The sequence below is a fragment of the Legionella fallonii LLAP-10 genome, from assembly GCF_000953135.1.
Lineage (GTDB): Bacteria > Pseudomonadota > Gammaproteobacteria > Legionellales > Legionellaceae > Legionella > Legionella fallonii.
The window spans coordinates 955,432-974,990 of record NZ_LN614827.1 but is presented as its reverse complement, the minus strand read 5'-3'; the positions used below and the strand labels follow the sequence as shown (position 1 = coordinate 974,990).

The window sequence follows — 19,559 nt, the reverse complement described above, 5'->3', positions numbered from 1 at the left end:
CTAGACTCAACATATATTGAGAGAAATGAAGATGCGCTCCTTTAAACCTCTTTTTCTAGCCAGTGTATTAAATCTAATCACTTCTCCTCTTCTTTTTGCAGAAACTTGCTGTAATAAGATGGGAGGAGTCAATTATTGTGACTCTTCTGCAGGACGTCTTGTTTGTAATAATGGTTTTTATTCTGCCTGCTATTGTACCCCTCACGCAGTTATGGACCTACAGCTATTGAAAGGATGTTGCTTATGGCATGGCGGTGTATTGCCTACCTACGACACCTCTGGCTTGGTTGTTTGTAATGATGGCTCTATTTCAGAAGAGTGTACATTAGGAACTCCTGAAGAAAAAGTTGCCGCGTGGTAAAACCTGTTGTTCGTTAATGAGTTGTTATGAATAATGATTTTTATAAGTTAATGTTAGTCACACATCGAGAAGACTGTTCTTTAACTGATTATCTAGACTTTATTAAAAAATGCGTTAGCTCAGGCGTTACCTGTGTTCAGCTAAGGGAGAAAAATGCTGAACCCGCGTTTAAACTACAATTTGCTCAACAGCTCAGTCAACTCCTAGCCCCCTACCATACTCCATTAATCATTAATGACGATCTCGATCTTGCAATACAAGTAAATGCTGATGGAGTACATCTTGGTCAAACGGATGGTTCACCACAAACAGCGCGAGAAAAACTAGGTAACAAAAAGTTTATTGGTTTATCTATTGAATCGGAAGATGAATTAATACAAGCGAATACTTTAGATTTAGATTATGTAGCTGCCAGTGCCGTGTTTCCTACTCAAAATAAGAAAAACTTAAAAACTATCTGGGGAATAGATGGCGTTCACCAATTATGCAAACAGACAAAACATCCTCTAATCGGTATAGGCGGAATAACTGAAAGCAATTTAGCCCATGTAATGGAGGCTGGTGCTCATGGAGTTGCCATCATAGGCGCCTTACACGATGCGCTTGATCCTGTTAAAATGACTTTAAAATTACGCAGAATTATTGATAATAGGCGTCTTCGGAAACTCGTTGAGGGGGATGAAGTGCGCGGAGAGACGGCTCGCAGAACCGAAATGTCCACGCAAGTACATAAGGATTCGAGCACCGAAGCGACGAAGCTAGAGCTTCCCAAGAAGTCTGATGAAAATTAGGGGCTGTTTACATGATAGAACAAATTAAATCTTCTTTATTTCTTCTTAGAGAAAAAAAACCTTTAGTTTTATGTTTAACTAATTATGTCACTATGGATCTTATGGCAAACAGTCTTCTTGCCTTAGGAGCGGCACCACTCATGTGTGAATCCATAGACGAGATTGAAGAGTTAGTAAATATTAGCCATGCACTTTATATTAATATAGGTACCCTAAATAAAGTATTCATGGATCGGGCTATTCTTGCGGCCCAAACCGCAAATTCACTCAATAAACCCGTCATTCTAGATCCAGTTGGAGCAGGTGCCAGTAAGCTAAGAACATCCGCTGCCCTCCAACTGCTCCCTCTAGCGAATATAGTCCGAGGCAATGCTAGTGAAATTATTTCTTTATCTGGTGCTAATGGTGCCACCAAGGGCGTAGAAAGTATGCACCCTGTTGAGAAAGCAATGAGTATGGGTAATACTTTAGCTAAAAACATGAACAAAACCATTATTATTACTGGCCCGGAAGATTATATAACGGACGGCAGCGAAGCTTTAACCCTCCCCTTTGGCTCCCATCTAATGCCACTAATTACGGGAATGGGATGTACGTTGACGGCAGTCATTAGTGCTTTTACTAGTAATAATTATACTCATTTCCAAGCAGCAGCTTATGCTACCGCTTATTTTGGTTTGTGCGGACAATTAGCCCAACAACAATCACAAGTACCAGGCTTTTTTAGACAGATATTTATAAATAATTTGTTTCATCCTGATTGGGATTATTTTAAAGCTGAATTTTGCAAGACATCTATTACATAACCAATAGGTTTTGTTTGCATGCAAGGCATGGGGGCTTATAAACGCTGAATTTACATACGAGTAAATGAAGTGGGCTCTTAATTGCATCAACTTAAGCTTTTATACGTGGATGTGTAGCCCGTCTGTGGCTACATTCCCGGATTATGCCGCGCTAATACGGGCTACGCAAAAAGCAACCGACTCATAGAGGATACTAAATTAAATGCCCTACAAAGTTTTATCCATTGCCGGTTTTGATGGCTCCGGTGGCGCCGGTATACAAGCAGATTTAAAAACTTTTTCTGCCCTTGGTTGTTATGGTATGACCGTTTTAACTGCCTTACCGGTACAAAATACTTGTGGCGTAAGGACATGTTATGATATTCCCCTACAAGCAATCGAAGAGCAGCTTCATGCTATTTTTGATGACATTATTCCTGACAGCATTAAAATAGGTATGCTATTTAATAGCAAGATTGTCGAATTAGTCGCTTCATTCCTAAAAGAAAAAGCGATAGATATTCCTATTGTAGTGGATCCAGTAACACTGGCTAAAAGTGGTGATCCCTTATTAGTTCCCGAAGCAGTAGACACCTTAATTTCATTGCTTATGCCTCTAGCTACAGTAATAACCCCTAATATTCCTGAAGCATGTACTTTTACTGGTATCAATGCTGAGAATAATGAACAAATGATAATGGTCGCACAAAAATTACTTGAATTTGGCCCTAAATACGTACTTTTAAAAGGAGGGCATTTGAGTTCTTCTGAATCTAATGATTTATTATTAGGTGCCGACGGAGTCCAACAATGGTTCACTAGCCCTAGAATCGACTCGAAGAACACTCATGGCACGGGATGCACTCTTTCCTCAGCAATAGCCTCATTCCTTGCGCAGAAGATGAATATGATTGATGCTTGCAAACACGCAAAGAGCTATTTATTCCATGCCATACTCGCTGGTAAAAATGAACAGATAGGTAAAGGAAATGGGCCCGTACACCATTTTTATCATTTATGGCCGTCTTTATCCTATATGGATAAGCTATAAATAGTGACTGTACCTTATTCATCAACTTAAGAAGTAGGCTCGAATATCTAATAGCCCAACCGCCCCTACCAGAGGAACCAAGGTCGGACAACTATTGGATGCAGTTACAGTTGATACTTTTATTGAGGCGCCAACAAATTAATGACTAGCTCTTCCTCTTTCGCCCTTTTACTCGCATGCTTTTCAAGCAGTTCCCCCAAAGACAAAGAGCTCATTAGAATTAATATAAAGCCAGCCGTTGAAAAACATAAAATGGTATCGGAAAGAGAACCTATGCCAAATGCTATCAAAATACCTAAAAGTATCGGTCGAGTTTCCTGAAGTTTAAATGCAGTAATCAATAGGCTGCCTAAAAAGAACACCAGCAACCCTAGACCAATTAGCCCTTGTTCTGCGAGGATCATCCAATATTGACTATGAGGGTCAGTCAACACTCTTCCCCATGATGGAATAGGATTATCATTAGCAAAACTATACTTAAAGCCACCAGTACCTATGCCTATCAGTGGATGGCTAGCCCATAATGACTTGGCGTAATTATGAAATTGTATTCTATAGCCTAGTGAAGTGTTTTCTTTATTTTGCTGCAAGAATTTAATATCACTTGCCAGATTTTTGGCTCCAGTTTGCATAATTGCACTTTCATGATAAACAAGAGCCATTACCCCACAAAATAACAAGATTCCAACAGCCGCTTTTTTAAAAGATAGCTGTTGTAATAGTAATAAAGACATTAATATAAAATAGATAAAATAACCTGTTCTACCAGTATTTATAAATAACACTTGGTAACTAGTGATTAGGGTAAGAATTATATAAACAACTCGGGACTTTCCTGTAAAGCGAAAAGCGAATAATCCGGCTAAATAAGAGGCAAAAGCCACCATAAATCCGGTGATAATGTGGTTATAAAATATATCTCCAGGATCACCTACTAAAAAAATTCCTTTTGATTTTAAGGCCGAAAGAACGCAGGTAACCACTATCGCTGCTAAATAGCTATTGATACATACTACTCGTAGCTTGGGGTGGATAAAACCGATTGCCAAGATGGGGGAGTAAAGTAATTTAACGTATTTCTCAACAACCGTAATTTGCAAGGAATAAGGCGCTTGACTCCAAAAACAAGCCATTAAAACATAAAAGAATAAAGCAATTCCCGCCCATCCCCATAAGGTGTTCACTGCAGAAAACAAATGTCTATTATAAGAAGGGGTCAATATAATAAGCAGAAGGTAACCGATTAAGAAAACTGACCTTATCGATGCACTAATTGGCAAAAAAAATGTAAACAGAGCAATCAATATTCCCGTGATAAAAACTACTTTAGATTGTACTGCAAATAACCTCACAATATATCCTCGCTCTCTTTTGCTAATTTAGGTAACTTATCTATATTTTTATCTCTATATAATTGCTTGATGCCACGATAGAAAGTCCCTTGAGCACTAAAAAGAGCAAATAAAAATCCGAGTTTTCCGTCCAAAAATCCTCGTTGCAATATAAAACATCTAAAAAACATCCAACCAGTGCCAATAAAGATACGAATAAATCCGGTTTCTTTTCCTGACTCAATGCGAATTTTAGCACTGTAAGAAGAATACTTATTAAGCTTATAAAGAACGTGAGTCACGTCTCTATAGGAATGATGCATAATTCCGTTTTTTAGTTTTTCTACTTTAGCATTCGGCAGCAATAGAATTTTTTCATGAACGATGTCCTTACTATAAGATGCATTAGCCCTTTTAAATAAACGAATATGTCGTTTTGGACTAGCCGAATACTTTAACGGTTGATTGTAAAAAATCATCTGTATAGGAATTCTATATCCGTCAGCATCTCCGGAGGCTATTGCTTCTTTAATTTCCTCCTGTAACTCTGGACTTACTGACTCATCAGCATCAAGGTTTAGCACCCAATCTCCTTTCGCCCTTGATAAAGCTCTTTGTTTTTGGATACCGTAACCAGGCCAGTCAGTAGAAAAAACATTATCCGTATATTGTTTGGCTATAGCTACTGTATTATCAGTGCTTCCTGAGTCAAGAACTATAATTTCATCGGCAAAACTTACCGATTTCAAACATTGTCCTATGTTCGCTTCTTCGTTTTTAGAAATGATAATAACAGTTAGCATGATCCGTTAATTTAGTAATTAAAACAAATATTATATATAGAATTAGATAGGATTGTAACGGGGACAGAATCATACTTTAATCAAATTAAGAGAATATTTAATTTGTTCTTAGAAAACTATCGTATTATCCTATCGTTTATTTTGCTATCGGGTATAAGGAACGACGGTGGGTAAAGAATATATAAGTGACTTACATTGCCATCTTAACGGAAGTTTCAGCTTAGCGTTTTTAAAGACAACAGCCGAAAAGCATAAGTGTCCTGAATTATATGAGCAATTTATCCAATTAAGAAAAGAATACCTTGATCAAACTCAAAAACAACCCGAATCGGGTTATCCTAAAGAATTATTAGATAAAGTTTGGAAACTATTCGGTTTGATTCATAAAATAGTCCAGGATCTGGAGGATATTACCCTTGGCACTGTCTCTGTTGCTACGAGCTCTTCTGCCCAATATATAGAAATTCGAACTACTCCAAAATCTGTTGCCAATCAACCCGTAGATGCTTATATAGACGCTTTTGAAGCTGGATTAACGCAAATTAAGCAAGATAAAAAAATTAACAAAGAGGTTTATGGATTATTGAGTCTAGACAGAACAGCCCATGGAGTTTCTGATGCAAAACACTTTATTCAACGCATATTAAATAGTCCTAACAAAGTTCTAGTTGGTCTAGATATATCAGGTAATCCTATAGGGCATAGAACATTATCAGGTACTGATTTAGCTCAAGTAGTCACCCTGGCTTTAAATAGTAATGTTGGTATCGCCATTCATATGGGTGAGGCAGATAGCGACATTGAAAGGCAAGATACTGATGCCGTTTTAAATGCATTAGAACAATGGCGAAATGAACAACCAACACAAGAAAAAAATCTATTCATCGGAAGAGTACGATTAGGACATTGCATCTATTTAACTCAAGAACAGAAAGACAGAATTCGTGAATTAGGTCTACCCATAGAAGTCTGTCCAACTTGTCATAGACTACTCAACTGGCATCTTGAAAATAGCTCTCATCCCATTACAGAAATTTATGATGATGTGGGTGAAAATCTTGTTGTAGGAACTGATGATGATGTAATTTTTGGTAGCCCTATAGAAATGGAATTTAATAAATTTCTTAACCTTTTCAAAAACAAGATGCAAATGTCTAAAAAAGAAATAGAAATCTATCAATCGCAATTCCGCTTTAGTGGAACTATTCTCCCAAAATTAAAGAACGTCATAAAAAGTGATGAGCCAGTAGTGAGGCTTCCCTGCCCAACTATAAATGAGATACGTCTCTATGCTCAAAGTACCCTGTGCTTTAATCCTTTATATTCACAAGCTCTTTTCAACTATATTAATTTTGTAGAAGAGGCGCTAAAAAAGAATAAAAATGCGGTTGTAATCATAGAACAACTAAACGTTACTAATTTAAGCGTCAAGGCGGCTTTACAGGAAAATAATCCACAAGCCCTACTAGCAACAGCTAACGAAGCGTATAATAATAACTCACTGCCCAAAAAAATCGGAATGACCCTTTGCGGTAACCTTTGTATTTTAGCGGGAGTAATAGGAGTGGCGCTTGCAGCTGTTGCAATGACAGCAAGCCATGGTTTCAACAGGCCTCTGGCTCTATGGGGGATCCTACTCTGTGTTAATCTTATTATCATGGGAGGAGGTTTAGTTAGTGGTAATAGTACTCTCGGATTTTTTAGTGCAATACGCGACAAAGGTACGGTAACTGCAACGGAAGGAATGTCTGAGGCTATTACTGCATCCAAATCTTTTAAACATCGCCTGCAACAAATACTCGATCAAGAAACAGGCTTAAGTCCGGCATAGTTGGCAGTATGTACGGCCTGGTTACACTTTTATAAAGTAAATACAACACGATCATTGCGGTGTTCAGTCCAAATTTTTTCACCTTCGCTCATTGGAATGGCGGTTGCATCAACAGTTAAGCCGATTTTTTTTGCTACTTGAAAAGCTTCGCTAATCACCTTGAGCAATTCCAAATTACTAACGCTTCCCAAGCCTGTTCCCATCATGACGAGTCCTGATGCACGCAACGGAAATGCGGGCATATTAATTGTTGTTCCAGCAATGGTCCCAATCTGAACATAACGAACAGGACGGTCACTATGAGTATTACCAACAGTGTTAATAATTGACTCAGCCGATGAGCCCCATAGGTAATCAAGCACTATAGAAATTTCCTCTATAACTGCCGTTATACGCTCATTAAAACCGTCTCCTAATGTAATAACTTCATCTGCCCCCAATGAGATTAATTTATCAGGATTACTCTCCTTACGACCGGTAACAATGACTCGTCTAGCTCCCAAATGTTTGGCTATCCGAATCGCCATTTGGCCGGAGATACCTGTAGCCCCATTAATTAAAACCGTTTCACCAGGCTTAAGGAGAGCCCGTCGAGTAAGAGCAGCCCAAGAAGACATTGCAGGATTTGAAATGGATGCAGCCGAAACGTCATCAAGATCATCCGGTAATGGAATAAGAAACTCCCTCTTAACGACTGTCTTTTCTGCCAGTGAGCCAAATGGTTTGCGTTTGCTAAAGAAGAAAACGCGCTGGCCGTTTTCCATTCTGCCAGTCCCCTCATCACCGGGAACAAATGGAATCGAATCGCCTTTAACCGAGTAGTGTGTGCCATTAGATTGACCTTTCACTAAATTAGTTAATGCTACAGCAGAAACATTCACAATCACTTCATCCGATTCAGTCTTTGGATCTGTAAAATCTGTCCACTGAGGAGACTCTTTAAAATGACTTACTAAGGCTTTCATAACGCTCCTCTTTTTGTAAATGCTTCTGTTTTTGATTCCAATTTGCTTTTATCTACTCCTTAATTTAACCCATTTTTGCTATTCATTAAACAATATTAAGGGCATCGAATTTAAGATCCTCTGATATTTCCCTCTCAAAATGCACACAGACGAGAAATTGCGGTGTCAGGAGCTACTAAAGTAACATCCATAGGAACGTTATATCTGCTGTTTTTTAACTTACCGTTTAGGCTCAAGAGTCCTAATTAGCGCGCTACCACTATCTTCCATTGTCGCCATTTTATATGAATGCTTATGGTTATTATTGATAGGCTTAATAGAATTAAGCCCCTAAAATAACCCAGAATCATCTTTTTACCTGAGTTATTCTAGAGGCTCTATTTTAACTTTCAGCTACATAATAGTCTTAAAATACCCCTTCACGATGATCTTGACTATCGAAATGTAACTTACCATCTTTGACTTTTAACGTGACATGTCCGCCGTGCATTAATTTGCCAAACAACAGCTCATCAGCAAGTGGTTTTTTGATGTTTTCTTGAATCAATCTGGCCATAGGACGAGCACCCATTGTTTTATCATAGCCATGTTCTATTAACCATTCACGGGCTGACTTATCAACAGTAAAGGTCACTCCTTTATGACTTAATTGTTCATCCAACTCCATAATGAATTTATCTACTACTAATCCAATAGTCTCAGCATCTAATGGAGCAAAATTAATAATGGCATCCAGTCGGTTTCTAAACTCCGGACTAAACTGCTTTTTGATTACATCAAGACTATCACCAGAGTTATCTTGCAACGAGAAACCAATAGAGTTACGCACAATTTCAGTTGCACCAGCATTACTAGTCATCACCATAATGATGTGTCTAAAATCAGCTTGACGTCCATTCGTATCAGTTAAAGTACCGTGATCCATTATTTGTAGTAATAAGTTAAACACGTCAGGATGCGCCTTCTCTATTTCATCAAGCAATAGAACCGCATGAGGATGTTTACTTACTGCTTCAGTTAACAAACCGCCTTGATCATAGCCCACGTATCCAGGAGGAGCTCCAATCAAACGAGAAACAGTGTGTTTTTCCATATACTCTGACATATCAAAACGTAGCAGTTCTATGCCTAGAACGTTAGCTAACTGCCTAGTCACCTCTGTTTTACCAACACCAGTAGGACCAGCAAATAAGAAACAACCAACAGGTTTTTGAGGCTCTCGAAGACCTGAACGCCCTAGTTTAATTGCTGAGGCCAGAGCAGTAATTGCTTGATCTTGTCCATAGACTAGCAATTTCAAATCACGTTCCAAACTCTTCAGAGTATCTTTATCTCGAGCAGAAACCTTCTTAATTGGTATACGTGCTATTTTCGCAACAACACTCTCAATTTCAGTAACGCTAATTATTTTCCTGCGTTTATTTGCCGTTAATAAATTCTGATAAGCGCCCGCTTCATCAACCACATCTATCGCTTTATCTGGTAAAAATCGGTCATTAATATATTTGGCAGATAATTCTGCAGCAGCTCTTAATGAAGGAATAGAAAATTTCACGCCATGATGCTCTTCCAAACGACCTTTCAGTCCTTTTAATATTTCAAAAGTCTCATCAATGCTAGGTTCAGCAATGTCTATTTTTTGGAAACGTCTGGCCAACGCTCTATCTTTTTCAAAAATGCCTCTATATTCTTGATAAGTTGTAGAACCGATACACTTCAATTCCCCATTGGCCAATAAAGGTTTAATAAGGTTAGAAGCATCCATAACGCCACCAGAAGCAGCTCCAGCTCCAATAATGGTGTGAATTTCATCTATAAATAAAACCGCACCATCTTGCTGTCCTAATTGTTTTAACACCGCTTTTAGACGTTTTTCAAAATCTCCCCGGTATTTAGTTCCGGCCAACAGAGCACCAAGATCCAATGAATAGACAATGCATCCACGTATGGAATCAGGAACTTCACCATCAACAATGCGTCTAGCCAATCCCTCAGCTATCGCTGTTTTACCAACACCAGCCTCACCAACAAGTAAGGGGTTATTTTTGCGACGTCTACACAATATTTGTATAGTACGTTGTATTTCTTCATGACGACCTATTAGAGGATCAATTTTGCCTTGTTTTGCACGTCGATTTAGATTAGTGCAATAGCTATCAAGTGGAGATTCATTGCTTTCGGTCGACATCATTTCTTCATCCATAGACGAATTCATATGATCATGCATATCATTATTTTGATACTTAGAAACACCATGAGAAATATAATTAATGACATCGAGACGAGTTATATTTTCACGACGTAAAAAGTATACCGCTTGACTCTCTTGTTCACTGAAAATTGCGGCGAGCACATTCGCGCCTGTAACTTCAGTTTTTCCAGCAGATTGCACGTGAAATACCGCACGTTGCAAAACACGTTGGAATCCAAGAGTTGGTTGAGTTTCTCTATCTAACTCGTCCTCTGGTATCCTTGGAGTCGTTTCATCGATAAACTCAATCAAATCACGTCGTAAAGACTCAATATTAGCGTCACACGCTTGCAGCACATTACCTGCTGACGGATTATCAAGCAATGACAACAGCAAATGTTCTACGGTCATAAACTCATGACGCTTCTCTTTTGCTTCCTTGAAAGCTAGATTCAAGGTGAATTCTAGTTCTTTATTTAACATTGTCGTTGCTCCTTTCCGGCCCACACCACCAGTTATTCGGGTTCCATGCTAGATAGCAATGGATGTTGATTCATTCTGGCGTATTCATTAACTAGGGCAATTTTTGTTTCTGCTATATCCCGGGTAAACACCCCGCACACGCCTTTGCCTTGAAAATGAACTTGTAACATCACCTGAACAGCACTTTCTTCACTTAGATGAAAAAAATGTTTCAGCACCTCTACCACAAAATCCATTGGTGTATAATCATCATTGAGCAATATAACTTTGTACTTTCTCGGCATTTTTATATCTGTACGACTTTTGGTCTCAGATACAGTATGCCTAACAATTTCCTCTAAATTTTGCCCGCTCATAACATACAACCTCTTACTATTTTTATAGACTCCCCACACGCATTTGGCCAGTAAAATTAACTATTTTTAAATAAATATTTAGCTATTGAAATAATCGATAGCATATTGATTAGATACAACTCACTCAATTGTAAATTTATTGCAATTAATTATAGTATATCAAGAGCCAATGAATCTTGATTATGGCAAATGAAGGAAGTGTAACTATTCATCAAAAGGGTTCATTATCGATGAATAGTTACTTTAAACCTAGAAATTACATATGCTTAATTATGGCATCACCAAAGCCAGAGCTGCTAACCAAAGTAGCTCCATCCATACCTCGCTCAAAGTCATAAGTAACTGTTTTAGCGCTAATAGCCCCTTCCATACCTTTAACAATGAGATCAGCTGCTTCGTGCCATCCCATATGACGCAACATCATTTCAGCGGAAAGAATGATGGAGCCTGGATTTACTTTATTTTTACCCGCATATTTGGGCGCAGTTCCATGAGTTGCTTCAAATACAGCAACTTCATCACTAATGTTTGCTCCTGGAGCAATACCAATACCGCCTACTTGAGCAGCTAAAGCATCAGAAATGTAATCACCATTTAAATTCAAGGTAGCAATGACACTATATTCTTCTGGTCTAAGAAGGATTTGTTGTAAAAATGCATCAGCAATAACATCATTTATAATGATTTGTTTACCAGTTTTAGGATTTTTGAACTCCATCCATGGTCCACCTTCATATTCTTTAGCACCAAAAGAGTCACGAGCAACTTGATATCCCCACTCTTTGAATGCACCTTCAGTGAACTTCATAATGTTACCTTTATGAACTAAAGTAACTGTTTGTCTATCATTATCAATAGCATACTGAATTGCAGCTTTTACCAAACGAGTAGTACCTTCTTTGGAAACAGGCTTAATCCCTATACCGCAATGTTCTGGGAAGCGAATTTTCTTAACCCCCATTTCTTTAGTAAGGAATTGGATTACTTTTTTAGCTTCAGCAGTGTCAGCCTGCCACTCGATACCCGCATAAATATCTTCAGAGTTTTCTCTAAAAATTACCATATCCGTTTTCCATGGTTCTCTAACTGGGCTAGGAACTCCATCAAAATAACGAATAGGGCGTAAACAGGTGTACAGATCCATGTCTTGACGAATAGCTACGTTCAATGAACGAATACCACCACCAACAGGCGTGGTTAATGGACCTTTAATGGACACAATGAATTTTTTCATTGCATCTAAAGTTTCTTTAGGTAACCATTGATCGCTACCATAAACTTTAGTTGCTTTTTCCCCTGCATAAACTTCCATCCAGGCAATTTTTCTCTTACTACCATAAGCTTTTTCAACTGCTGCATCAACAACATGAATCATAGGAGGTGTTACATCAACGCCAATACCATCCCCCTCAATAAAAGGAATAATGGGGTTATTAGGTACACGAAGAGAATGATCAGCAGCAAGTGTAATAGCTTCGCCTTGAGAAGGTACTTTGATTTTATCGTATGTCATTGACTACTCCGGAAATTTAGAGAGGATTATCATAGCATGTGATAATAGGTAATCCCAAATAGGAATTTAAAAGAAAATGAAGAAGTTATTATTTGCCTAACTTAGACTGTAGCTCAAACTCTGGGCTAGTAGATAGATGATAATTAAGACTATGACTTTTCTCTGAAAAAAACTCTTAAATTTCATTCACACCCGGTATAGAATGAACGACCTAATAAATTCTTCGACTATATTTTATGGAGTAATTATATTGATTTTAAGCAAAAGGAAGTGCCAACAATTTTTGTTCTTGTTGACGGGGGTTATATCACCAGCAGTATTTTCCTTTATTAACCAACCAGGAAATAATAGTTCTTCTCTAACCTCTTCGAATAACGTTCAATCGAATTTTTCTCAAACACTCCAAATTAATACGCAGAAACCTCTTTCACCATTCGCGGCTAAGGAACAAGAGATTGGAGGAACAGAGCGCAGAACAGGGGTGTATACGCCAGATACGAAAACAGCACAATTATCTTCAGTAGGATTTCAAAAGAAAGCGTATAAAGATCCCTTCGTAACTATAGCTAAAGCGGTATGGGGTAAGCCTACTAGTTCCCGCCTTATTTTCCTCCCTTTTGGTTATCATGTTATTCAAAATCCTTGGGGAGAGAATAATAATCAATGGCTTGTTGATATAACATTTCGTGGTATTGCTGCCGGAACATTCATCAACTCGTGTAAAAGTAGAGTCTATTATGGTGGTGTAGAAAGAGACATTTATTCTGTACAGCAAGTTACCTTTCACTACGTTCTTGGAATCATGCATGGGTATAGAGGTAAATGTGGTATAGCAGAAGCCTTAGGCCCTGTTATAGGACATGATCCAGGTCCCATTATTGGTTTAGGAGCTAGTTGGTCTCCGGCCAAACACGTTTCTCTTGACTTAGTGAGTTATGGCGTAGGGGTTTTGGGGGGATTTAGTTATATTTTTTAAAAAGTTGATCGAAAAGAATAGACTAATCTCAACATTTTTCTGATTTCGGTATTATGTACACTGTTCCAATTGCTTATTGCCCCTATTACATCAGAGCGTTCAATGCTCAATTGAACCCTCAGGTTTTCTATAGGCCTTATCGAAACCCAAATAGCAGAGTCTATCCTTTGATCATTGATCCTAAGCTGAATAGACTCAATTTGCTCACACCACTTCCCGCAATCGCCTTTTTCAGTAACAGAACGGTTATTTAAACCAAAACGAGTTCTTTGTGGCATAAGACTTGCGTTTTTGTAGTAAATAGACCCTCCTACATCAATAGGACCAACCTGTCCTTTGATCCATCCATTAATACTGTAGCCAGCGCCATAATAGTAATTGTAATTTTTAAGCACTGATTGTAAATTACTAATATCATGAGTTGCTGCATACAGAGGAAAGGCAGAAGCCTGCATCATCGAAAAATCACCGTAAACATCAAATACGCAACGAATACGTGCACTATGAAAATATTGTGTTAGATCGAGAGTACTCCCTAAAACATGAATAACAGAATAAAAATTTTCATTAAGGACTTCTCTATTTTCTTTCTTAAAATCTACAGCGACACTAGGCCCGATGAACAGATTGTAGCCATTAAGCCTGTCCTCGAGATCTGCTTTTAAATCTTTCTTATAATAAGCACCTAGAGTTGTTTTGGCAAAAAGTGAGAATCGGCTAAAGTCTGCCTCGCCAGTATCGTTCCATAAAGTAAGCTGAGTAAAAACATCATCGGTTAAAATCTCATCGATAGACCCGGGTTGCTCAAACATTGGTATATCGATCAACTGAGCATCAACACCAAAGTTTTTAGCTACCCCATGTTGCTGTATTGTTTTAGGACTATAGGACTCAGTGTAAACACCAGCATAAATATCGAGCTTTGCCCAAACATCAGGTTTAAAATCAAGTGGATAATAAGGCGATTCCTTAGCAACCCAGTCATTAAATTCATAGATGGCCTCAAATACATATTTGAAGCTATTATTGAGAAAATTATTGGGCCCAGACTGAAAAATTTTTAATAACTCATGAATTGTTTCACCAATAATGAAACCACCCCATATTGTATTAATTTCATCATTAATACTAATAACCTCGCGATACTCCACTAATGATTCCCAAGCAGTCGAAGCTACAAAATTGTATAGGAATGAACTGAATCGATTCAATCCATTAGATCTTGCTATAGTATAATAAGCCGCTCCAGCGGTTACATGATCAAGATTTGTTTGAAAATCATTATCGTCAAATCTAATAGCACTTCCATTTAAGCGAGCTTTTATTGACGAGTGTAAATTATAATCTGCATCTCGATTATTAAACTCAATCATTTTGTAATAGCCGGCAGCCCCCAACCCTACTCCAATCACCTCTTCGACAGCAGCTAATATATAATTAGGACTATGCCCCGGGGTATGTGAATAGGCGAATGCTTCGTCAAACAATATTTTATTTTTATCTATGCTTTTTGTTTTTTGAGTATTCGACGAGTCAGCCGAGGAAGATTGTACGTTTGATGATATTTGGGGTGGATGGGAAGTATTTGAAGCATTTGTTTTAGGAGCTGGAGTAACAACTTTAAAAAACAAAGATATAGCAAGCCAGGCAATACAGTGAAATAAAGTAGTGCTCATGAAAAACAATTTTCCGTTTTAGCCTGCTGCTGCTTCAACAAATAAGTCCCTTTATTCTTTAACAATGCTTACATCCCTAAGTTACTCAAAAAACCATTACCACGACGCATAAATTATTATTTATTGTTTAGGCACGCTGTAACATTTTAATTTGTTCCATTAATTGATCAAAACCGGCCTCAACATTAATGTACTCTTGTCGAGCAAGATAAATAGATAAAGAACCATCGTCGGTTGCTGAGGGTTTTTGTAAAATACCGTTAAACCCCTCCAATTTTAACCGCAAATAATCACGGAATTTAGTTACTAAGTAAAAATTTCTAAAATAATTATTAGGATCCATATGCAAGGCTTTAGCATCGTGAGCTAATTCATGTCCTGGTAAATAATCCTTTAATGAATAAGACGAATTATTATGAACGGCAATTATCTTCCCCTTGGGTAATAATTGTTTAATTTTTGTTGATAATTTTTTCACTTCTTGATGCGCCTCAGGACTATAGGCACCAAACTGTGTCAGTGTTTTTTTAATTCCGGTATCGGTATAAATACGATTGGGATCAAACTCATACCTCTTGTTGTTCAAGTGAAATACTATATTACGTCCCCCAGAATGAACAAGAGTAATCAAACTACCGCCCTCTCTATTGACAACAGTTTTAGCAGCTTTTAACGCAGTTTGCTCGTTATGATGGACATGAATAAAATGTTTACCTTTTTTTCCCACTACTGTTTGCTGAATTACTACTCTCTCATCGCCCACCATGACTTTATGGTTAATGGCACAACCAGCTTGAGCCAAAATGAGTAGTAAAGAGATTAAGTACTTCATCAACAAACACCACTTAAAATAATAAATTTGCCTCATTGTATATGATATAAGCCCTAAAAGACAAATTGAGGCAGTGGTATGGAAAAAGTCAAATATATTGCAGCTGACTCCTATTCCTTCTACCATAAGCACCTCAAATAACGATGCAGATCAAACTCAATGACCCAATTAATCCTCTTTAACAAACCCTATGGTGTTTTGACTCAGTTTTCCGGAGATGTTCATGAACAAACTCTTGCTGGATTTATTACAATACCCAATGTTTATGCGGCTGGACGTTTGGATAAAAATAGTGAAGGTTTATTATTGTTAACTGATGATGGCGCTTTGCAACATCAATTAACGCATCCTAAATTTGATAAGAAAAAACATTACTGGGTTCAAGTGGAAGGCATACCTTCTGAAACCGATCTTGAAGCTTTAAGAAAAGGACTAAAGCTTAAAGATCTGTCTTTTCTTCCTGCCGAAGTTCATTTAATTGATGAGCCCTTGCTCTGGCCGCGTAATCCTCCGATTCGTTTTAGAAAAACTGTTCCCACCTGTTGGTTAGAAATTATATTAAGGGAAGGAAAAAATCATCAAGTTAGAAAAATGACTGCAGCTATTGGCTATCCTACATTAAGACTGGTAAGACATAAAATTGGCGATTGGGAGCTCGGTAATTTGCAACCAGGAGAGTATAAATCAGCGGTAATTCGGGCGAATCAACAAAGAACTATCCCCAAGCAGACGAATCCAAGGCCAAATAAACATACTTAAAGCCGCACTAGCAAAAGGCATAAATAAGCTATAATTGAAGCCTAATAAAGCGTCAATAAAAGAAATGATCGCTTCGTAAAGGAAACAAAAGAACCCCACTAAACAAATTTGTTGTAACATAGAAAAGAAACGAAATCGCCGTGATTTACTCGATGCAATCCAAGTTACTAGTAACAAAGCAAATGAGTGCTCACCGATCACTGTAGACAGCAAGGCATCTAAAAGTAAACCAACTATTAATAAAGCGGTTAATTTGAAAACACCAGGTAAATAATATTCTATATATAAAACTACAAGCAAAACCCACGAAGGACGAAAAGCAGAAATTAATTCAGGCATGGGTAAAATAGATAAAATCAATGCGCCAATAAACCCAGCCCAAAGTCGCAAACGGAGGCTAATCATTCAGCAATTCCCTCTGAGTTCAAACGCTCATTAATTTGAGCCGTTAATTGCTCCTGCTCCAGATCAGGCCAAATGAGTAATACTAATCGATTCTTATTAAGTAAAGCTATCGGACTTACAATCACTTTAACAAAATCCTCTCCTGGGAGGCTTTTAACTTCCAATACACGTCCGACGGGATAACCTTCTGGATATCTTCTCCCTAACTCAGAGGTTACCAATACATCACCAGCCTCAATAGAAGAAGTTTTAGGTAAGTTAATTAATGATAATTGTTCCATATTATTAGTACCGACAAGAATAGCTCGCTCACCGGTACGATTATTGCGTACAGGGACAGCGCTTTTAGAGTCAGATATCAATAATACGGTGCTGGTCATTGGCCCCACATCAATGACCTGTCCCATTACCCCCTTAGCATCTAGAACAGGCTGTCCTGAATAGACCCCATCACGTTTACCTTTATCCAAAACTACAATTTGACGGGCATGGCTAGTATCGACAGCAAGAATTTGTGCTGCCATGGCACGCATGTCTGCTTTTGAGGAGGTTAGTAATAATTCTTTTAATTGCGAATTTTCTTTCTGAATCACCAACAATTTCTGCAACTCAGCTTCCAACATCGTTTGCTGATAACGCAACCTCATGTTTTCATCAATTAACGCCTTTTTCGCACTCACGAGGGATTGTACCCATCCCACGACGCGGACAGGATAATCAACTGCATATTGCAGAGGAGAAACGACTAAAGAAAAACCATTCCTAACAATATCTAAATATTTGTAATGGTAATCAGCAAACATGAGAACAATAGAAAAAAGGAGAGCAACTGCAAATCCTATAGGACTGTGCCCACCTTTTCTAAATAATCGTTCGTGCGCATTATTCTGTTGAGAGGAAATCACCGCCGCGTAAATCCATGGTTTCTAAAGCTTTACCACCACCACGTGCAACGCAGGTTAATGGATCTTCAGCAATTAATACAGGTAGACCAGTTTCTTCCATTAGCAAGGTATCTATGTTTTTTAACAAAGCACCGCCTCCAGTTAAAACCATACCACGCTCAGCAATATCTGCAGCTAATTCAGGCGGAGCTAGCTCTAAGGCGGCTCTTACTGCGCCTACAATGCCTGATAAAGGTTCTTGTAAAGCCTCTAAAATTTCAGCGCTAGTTAGAGTAAAACTACGAGGAACACCTTCGGCAAGGTTTCTTCCGCGAACTTCTATTTCAAACAAATCACGGCTTGGGAAAGCAGAACCAATTTCATGCTTAATACGTTCCGCAGTTGTTTCACCAATCAAAGTTCCATAATTACGACGAACGTAAGATACAATGGCATCATCAAATTTATCACCACCAATACGCACTGATTGGTGATAAACAATGCCGCTTAAAGAAATGATTGCTACTTCTGTGGTACCACCACCGATATCAACGACCATTGAGCCGCTAGCCTCTTCAACTGGCATACCTGAACCCAGCGCTGCGGCCATTGGCTCTTCAATAAGGAACACTTCGCGCGCACCCGCACCCATTGCTGATTCACGAATTGCACGTCGCTCAACTTGAGTAGAACCACAAGGAACACAAACAAGAACACGAGGACTGGGACGTAAGAATTTATTTTCATGCACTTTATGAATGAAATGCTGCAACATTTTCTCAGTGACAAAGAAATCAGCAATAACGCCGTCTTTCATCGGTCTAATCGCATTAATATTACCAGGAGTTCTTCCTAGCATGCGCTTAGCTTCCAGACCAACGGCAGCAACACGCTTCTGCCCTGACTCGCTACGCAAGGCAACTACGGATGGTTCGTTAAGAACGATTCCCTTATCCCTTACATAAATCAATGTATTGGCGGTTCCAAGATCTATGGACAAATCGTTAGAAAAAACGCCCCTTAATTTTCTGAACATAACCAACACTACCTCGTTCTTTTTTAGGTGGTACTTTATCCTATATTTGAGTAAAAATCGACAGTTGTATCACAAGAATTACAAATAAAATTATAAAATTTAAACAGAATGATTTTATTAAATTGATCAAATTTTAACTAATCGTCATTATTTTATAAAAACAAATAACATTTTGAGCTGTCTTTTCTTCCCCTTGGAACAAATGAGTTTTGGAGGTTTAGAAAAAAGGTTTTATAAATATCCTATGACAGGATTTCTCTTGATACTAGTTGGTATTCGAATAGATTTCTTTCGAAAGAAATCTAATGCCTACCCAAATGTAAAGACAATAGACAATGCATTTGCTCTATTTGCCAAAAGACCATTTATTGACTAATGCGCTCCAAATTTATACCGCATTGCCTCATAAACAACTCTACGAGACGCCAAGAAATGAAAAGACGATTCATCTACCAATCCTGATATTAAAAATCGTAAGGAGATTTTAGAAGACTTAGCTCAAAAAGAAAGAGCAATCCAAATCAAGTATC

18 protein-coding genes are annotated in these 19,559 nt (G+C 38.2%); 7 read left to right on the top strand and 11 right to left on the bottom strand.

Going from position 1 to position 19,559, the window contains the following annotated elements:
* Positions 1-31 precede the first annotated feature (31 nt).
* The 4 genes from LFA_RS03865 (at position 32) to thiD (ending at position 2,988) form a co-directional block, all read left to right on the top strand.
* Positions 32-361: a hypothetical protein gene (locus LFA_RS03865; RefSeq protein WP_045097403.1), complete on the top strand. Its 330-nt coding sequence runs from the start codon at positions 32-34 to the stop codon at positions 359-361.
* A 26-nt stretch (positions 362-387) separates the two neighbouring features.
* Positions 388-1,152: a thiamine phosphate synthase gene (gene thiE, locus LFA_RS03860; protein WP_052673848.1), complete on the top strand. Its 765-nt coding sequence runs from the start codon at positions 388-390 to the stop codon at positions 1,150-1,152.
* Between the two features lie 11 nt (positions 1,153-1,163).
* Positions 1,164-1,958 (top strand): hydroxyethylthiazole kinase, encoded by a 795-nt coding sequence (gene thiM, locus LFA_RS03855; RefSeq protein WP_045095003.1) that lies wholly within the window; start codon positions 1,164-1,166, stop codon positions 1,956-1,958.
* Positions 1,959-2,160: 202 nt separating this feature from the next.
* Positions 2,161-2,988, top strand: a complete 828-nt coding sequence (gene thiD / locus LFA_RS03850) for a bifunctional hydroxymethylpyrimidine kinase/phosphomethylpyrimidine kinase (RefSeq protein WP_045095002.1) — start codon at positions 2,161-2,163, stop codon at positions 2,986-2,988.
* 119 nt (positions 2,989-3,107) lie between these two features.
* Here the strand turns inward: thiD and LFA_RS03845 are convergent, their stop codons facing one another.
* Together LFA_RS03845 and LFA_RS03840 are read right to left on the bottom strand one after the other, a co-directional pair.
* Positions 3,108-4,340, bottom strand: coding sequence for an O-antigen ligase family protein (locus LFA_RS03845; RefSeq protein WP_045095001.1), 1,233 nt, complete (start codon positions 4,338-4,340; stop codon positions 3,108-3,110).
* Positions 4,337-5,122: a glycosyltransferase family 2 protein gene (locus LFA_RS03840; RefSeq protein WP_157010274.1), complete on the bottom strand. Its 786-nt coding sequence runs from the start codon at positions 5,120-5,122 to the stop codon at positions 4,337-4,339. Before LFA_RS03840 ends, LFA_RS03845 begins: the two co-directional genes overlap by 4 nt.
* Positions 5,123-5,288: 166 nt before the next feature.
* Here LFA_RS03840 and LFA_RS03835 point away from each other — a divergent pair, with 166 nt between their 5' ends.
* On the top strand, positions 5,289-6,953 hold the full coding sequence (locus tag LFA_RS03835) for an amidohydrolase family protein (protein ID WP_045094999.1): 1,665 nt from the start codon (positions 5,289-5,291) through the stop codon (positions 6,951-6,953).
* A 29-nt stretch (positions 6,954-6,982) separates the two neighbouring features.
* Here the strand turns inward: LFA_RS03835 and LFA_RS03830 are convergent, their stop codons facing one another.
* The 4 genes from LFA_RS03830 to icd form a co-directional block, all read right to left on the bottom strand.
* The gene (locus LFA_RS03830) at positions 6,983-7,918 is read right to left on the bottom strand and encodes a quinone oxidoreductase family protein (RefSeq protein ID WP_045094998.1); all 936 of its coding nucleotides are present in this window, start codon (positions 7,916-7,918) and stop codon (positions 6,983-6,985) included.
* Positions 7,919-8,324: 406 nt separating this feature from the next.
* Complete coding sequence (gene clpA, locus LFA_RS03825; RefSeq protein WP_045094997.1) at positions 8,325-10,592, bottom strand: ATP-dependent Clp protease ATP-binding subunit ClpA; 2,268 nt, start codon at positions 10,590-10,592, stop codon at positions 8,325-8,327.
* A 32-nt stretch (positions 10,593-10,624) separates the two neighbouring features.
* A complete protein-coding gene (gene clpS, locus LFA_RS03820; RefSeq protein ID WP_045094996.1) occupies positions 10,625-10,948 on the bottom strand; it encodes an ATP-dependent Clp protease adapter ClpS in 324 nt (107 codons plus the stop codon).
* A 256-nt stretch (positions 10,949-11,204) separates the two neighbouring features.
* Positions 11,205-12,461: an NADP-dependent isocitrate dehydrogenase gene (icd, locus tag LFA_RS03815; protein ID WP_045094995.1), complete on the bottom strand. Its 1,257-nt coding sequence runs from the start codon at positions 12,459-12,461 to the stop codon at positions 11,205-11,207.
* Between the two features lie 250 nt (positions 12,462-12,711).
* Here icd and LFA_RS03810 point away from each other — a divergent pair, with 250 nt between their 5' ends.
* The gene (locus LFA_RS03810) at positions 12,712-13,437 is read left to right on the top strand and encodes a hypothetical protein (protein WP_045094994.1); all 726 of its coding nucleotides are present in this window, start codon (positions 12,712-12,714) and stop codon (positions 13,435-13,437) included.
* On the opposite strand, the gene LFA_RS03805 is transcribed toward LFA_RS03810, so the two are convergent.
* Both LFA_RS03805 and LFA_RS03800 read right to left on the bottom strand, forming a co-directional pair.
* On the bottom strand, positions 13,434-15,113 hold the full coding sequence (locus tag LFA_RS03805) for a DUF3943 domain-containing protein (protein WP_045094993.1): 1,680 nt from the start codon (positions 15,111-15,113) through the stop codon (positions 13,434-13,436). The two genes, LFA_RS03810 and LFA_RS03805, sit on opposite strands and share 4 nt — an antisense overlap.
* A gap of 127 nt (positions 15,114-15,240) precedes the next feature.
* Positions 15,241-15,945 carry a protein tyrosine phosphatase gene (locus tag LFA_RS03800; protein ID WP_157010273.1) on the bottom strand — a complete coding sequence of 235 codons (705 nt, stop codon included), beginning with the start codon at positions 15,943-15,945 and terminating at the stop codon, positions 15,241-15,243.
* A gap of 159 nt (positions 15,946-16,104) precedes the next feature.
* Between LFA_RS03800 and LFA_RS03795 the strand changes: the two genes are divergently transcribed.
* Positions 16,105-16,704 (top strand): pseudouridine synthase, encoded by a 600-nt coding sequence (locus LFA_RS03795; protein ID WP_045094992.1) that lies wholly within the window; start codon positions 16,105-16,107, stop codon positions 16,702-16,704.
* On the opposite strand, the gene mreD is transcribed toward LFA_RS03795, so the two are convergent.
* The 3 genes from mreD to LFA_RS03780 are packed head-to-tail and all read right to left on the bottom strand — an operon-like array spanning position 16,630 to position 19,029.
* Positions 16,630-17,109, bottom strand: coding sequence for a rod shape-determining protein MreD (gene mreD, locus LFA_RS03790; protein WP_045094991.1), 480 nt, complete (start codon positions 17,107-17,109; stop codon positions 16,630-16,632). The two genes, LFA_RS03795 and mreD, sit on opposite strands and share 75 nt — an antisense overlap.
* Entirely contained in the window at positions 17,106-18,014 is a 909-nt protein-coding gene (gene mreC / locus LFA_RS03785) for a rod shape-determining protein MreC (RefSeq protein ID WP_045094990.1), read from the bottom strand. Before mreC ends, mreD begins: the two co-directional genes overlap by 4 nt.
* Positions 17,992-19,029: a rod shape-determining protein gene (locus LFA_RS03780; protein ID WP_045097400.1), complete on the bottom strand. Its 1,038-nt coding sequence runs from the start codon at positions 19,027-19,029 to the stop codon at positions 17,992-17,994. The genes mreC and LFA_RS03780 overlap by 23 nt, the downstream gene beginning before the upstream one ends.
* Positions 19,030-19,559: the final 530 nt, after the last annotated feature.

Excerpts from the sequence above, each read along its gene's own strand:
- LFA_RS03865 (WP_045097403.1), top strand. The coding sequence starts at position 32 with ATGCGCTCCTTTAAACCTCTTTTTCTAGCCAGTGTATTAAATCTAATC.
- thiE (WP_052673848.1), top strand. The coding sequence starts at position 388 with ATGAATAATGATTTTTATAAGTTAATGTTAGTCACACATCGAGAAGAC.
- thiM (WP_045095003.1), top strand. The coding sequence starts at position 1,164 with ATGATAGAACAAATTAAATCTTCTTTATTTCTTCTTAGAGAAAAAAAA.
- thiD (WP_045095002.1), top strand. The coding sequence starts at position 2,161 with ATGCCCTACAAAGTTTTATCCATTGCCGGTTTTGATGGCTCCGGTGGC.
- LFA_RS03840 (WP_157010274.1), bottom strand. The coding sequence starts at position 5,122 with ATGCTAACTGTTATTATCATTTCTAAAAACGAAGAAGCGAACATAGGA.
- LFA_RS03830 (WP_045094998.1), bottom strand. The coding sequence starts at position 7,918 with ATGAAAGCCTTAGTAAGTCATTTTAAAGAGTCTCCTCAGTGGACAGAT.
- clpA (WP_045094997.1), bottom strand. The coding sequence starts at position 10,592 with ATGTTAAATAAAGAACTAGAATTCACCTTGAATCTAGCTTTCAAGGAA.
- clpS (WP_045094996.1), bottom strand. The coding sequence starts at position 10,948 with ATGAGCGGGCAAAATTTAGAGGAAATTGTTAGGCATACTGTATCTGAG.
- icd (WP_045094995.1), bottom strand. The coding sequence starts at position 12,461 with ATGACATACGATAAAATCAAAGTACCTTCTCAAGGCGAAGCTATTACA.
- LFA_RS03805 (WP_045094993.1), bottom strand. The coding sequence starts at position 15,113 with ATGAGCACTACTTTATTTCACTGTATTGCCTGGCTTGCTATATCTTTG.
- LFA_RS03800 (WP_157010273.1), bottom strand. The coding sequence starts at position 15,945 with ATGAAGTACTTAATCTCTTTACTACTCATTTTGGCTCAAGCTGGTTGT.
- LFA_RS03795 (WP_045094992.1), top strand. The coding sequence starts at position 16,105 with ATGACCCAATTAATCCTCTTTAACAAACCCTATGGTGTTTTGACTCAG.
- mreD (WP_045094991.1), bottom strand. The coding sequence starts at position 17,109 with ATGATTAGCCTCCGTTTGCGACTTTGGGCTGGGTTTATTGGCGCATTG.
- LFA_RS03780 (WP_045097400.1), bottom strand. The coding sequence starts at position 19,029 with ATGTTCAGAAAATTAAGGGGCGTTTTTTCTAACGATTTGTCCATAGAT.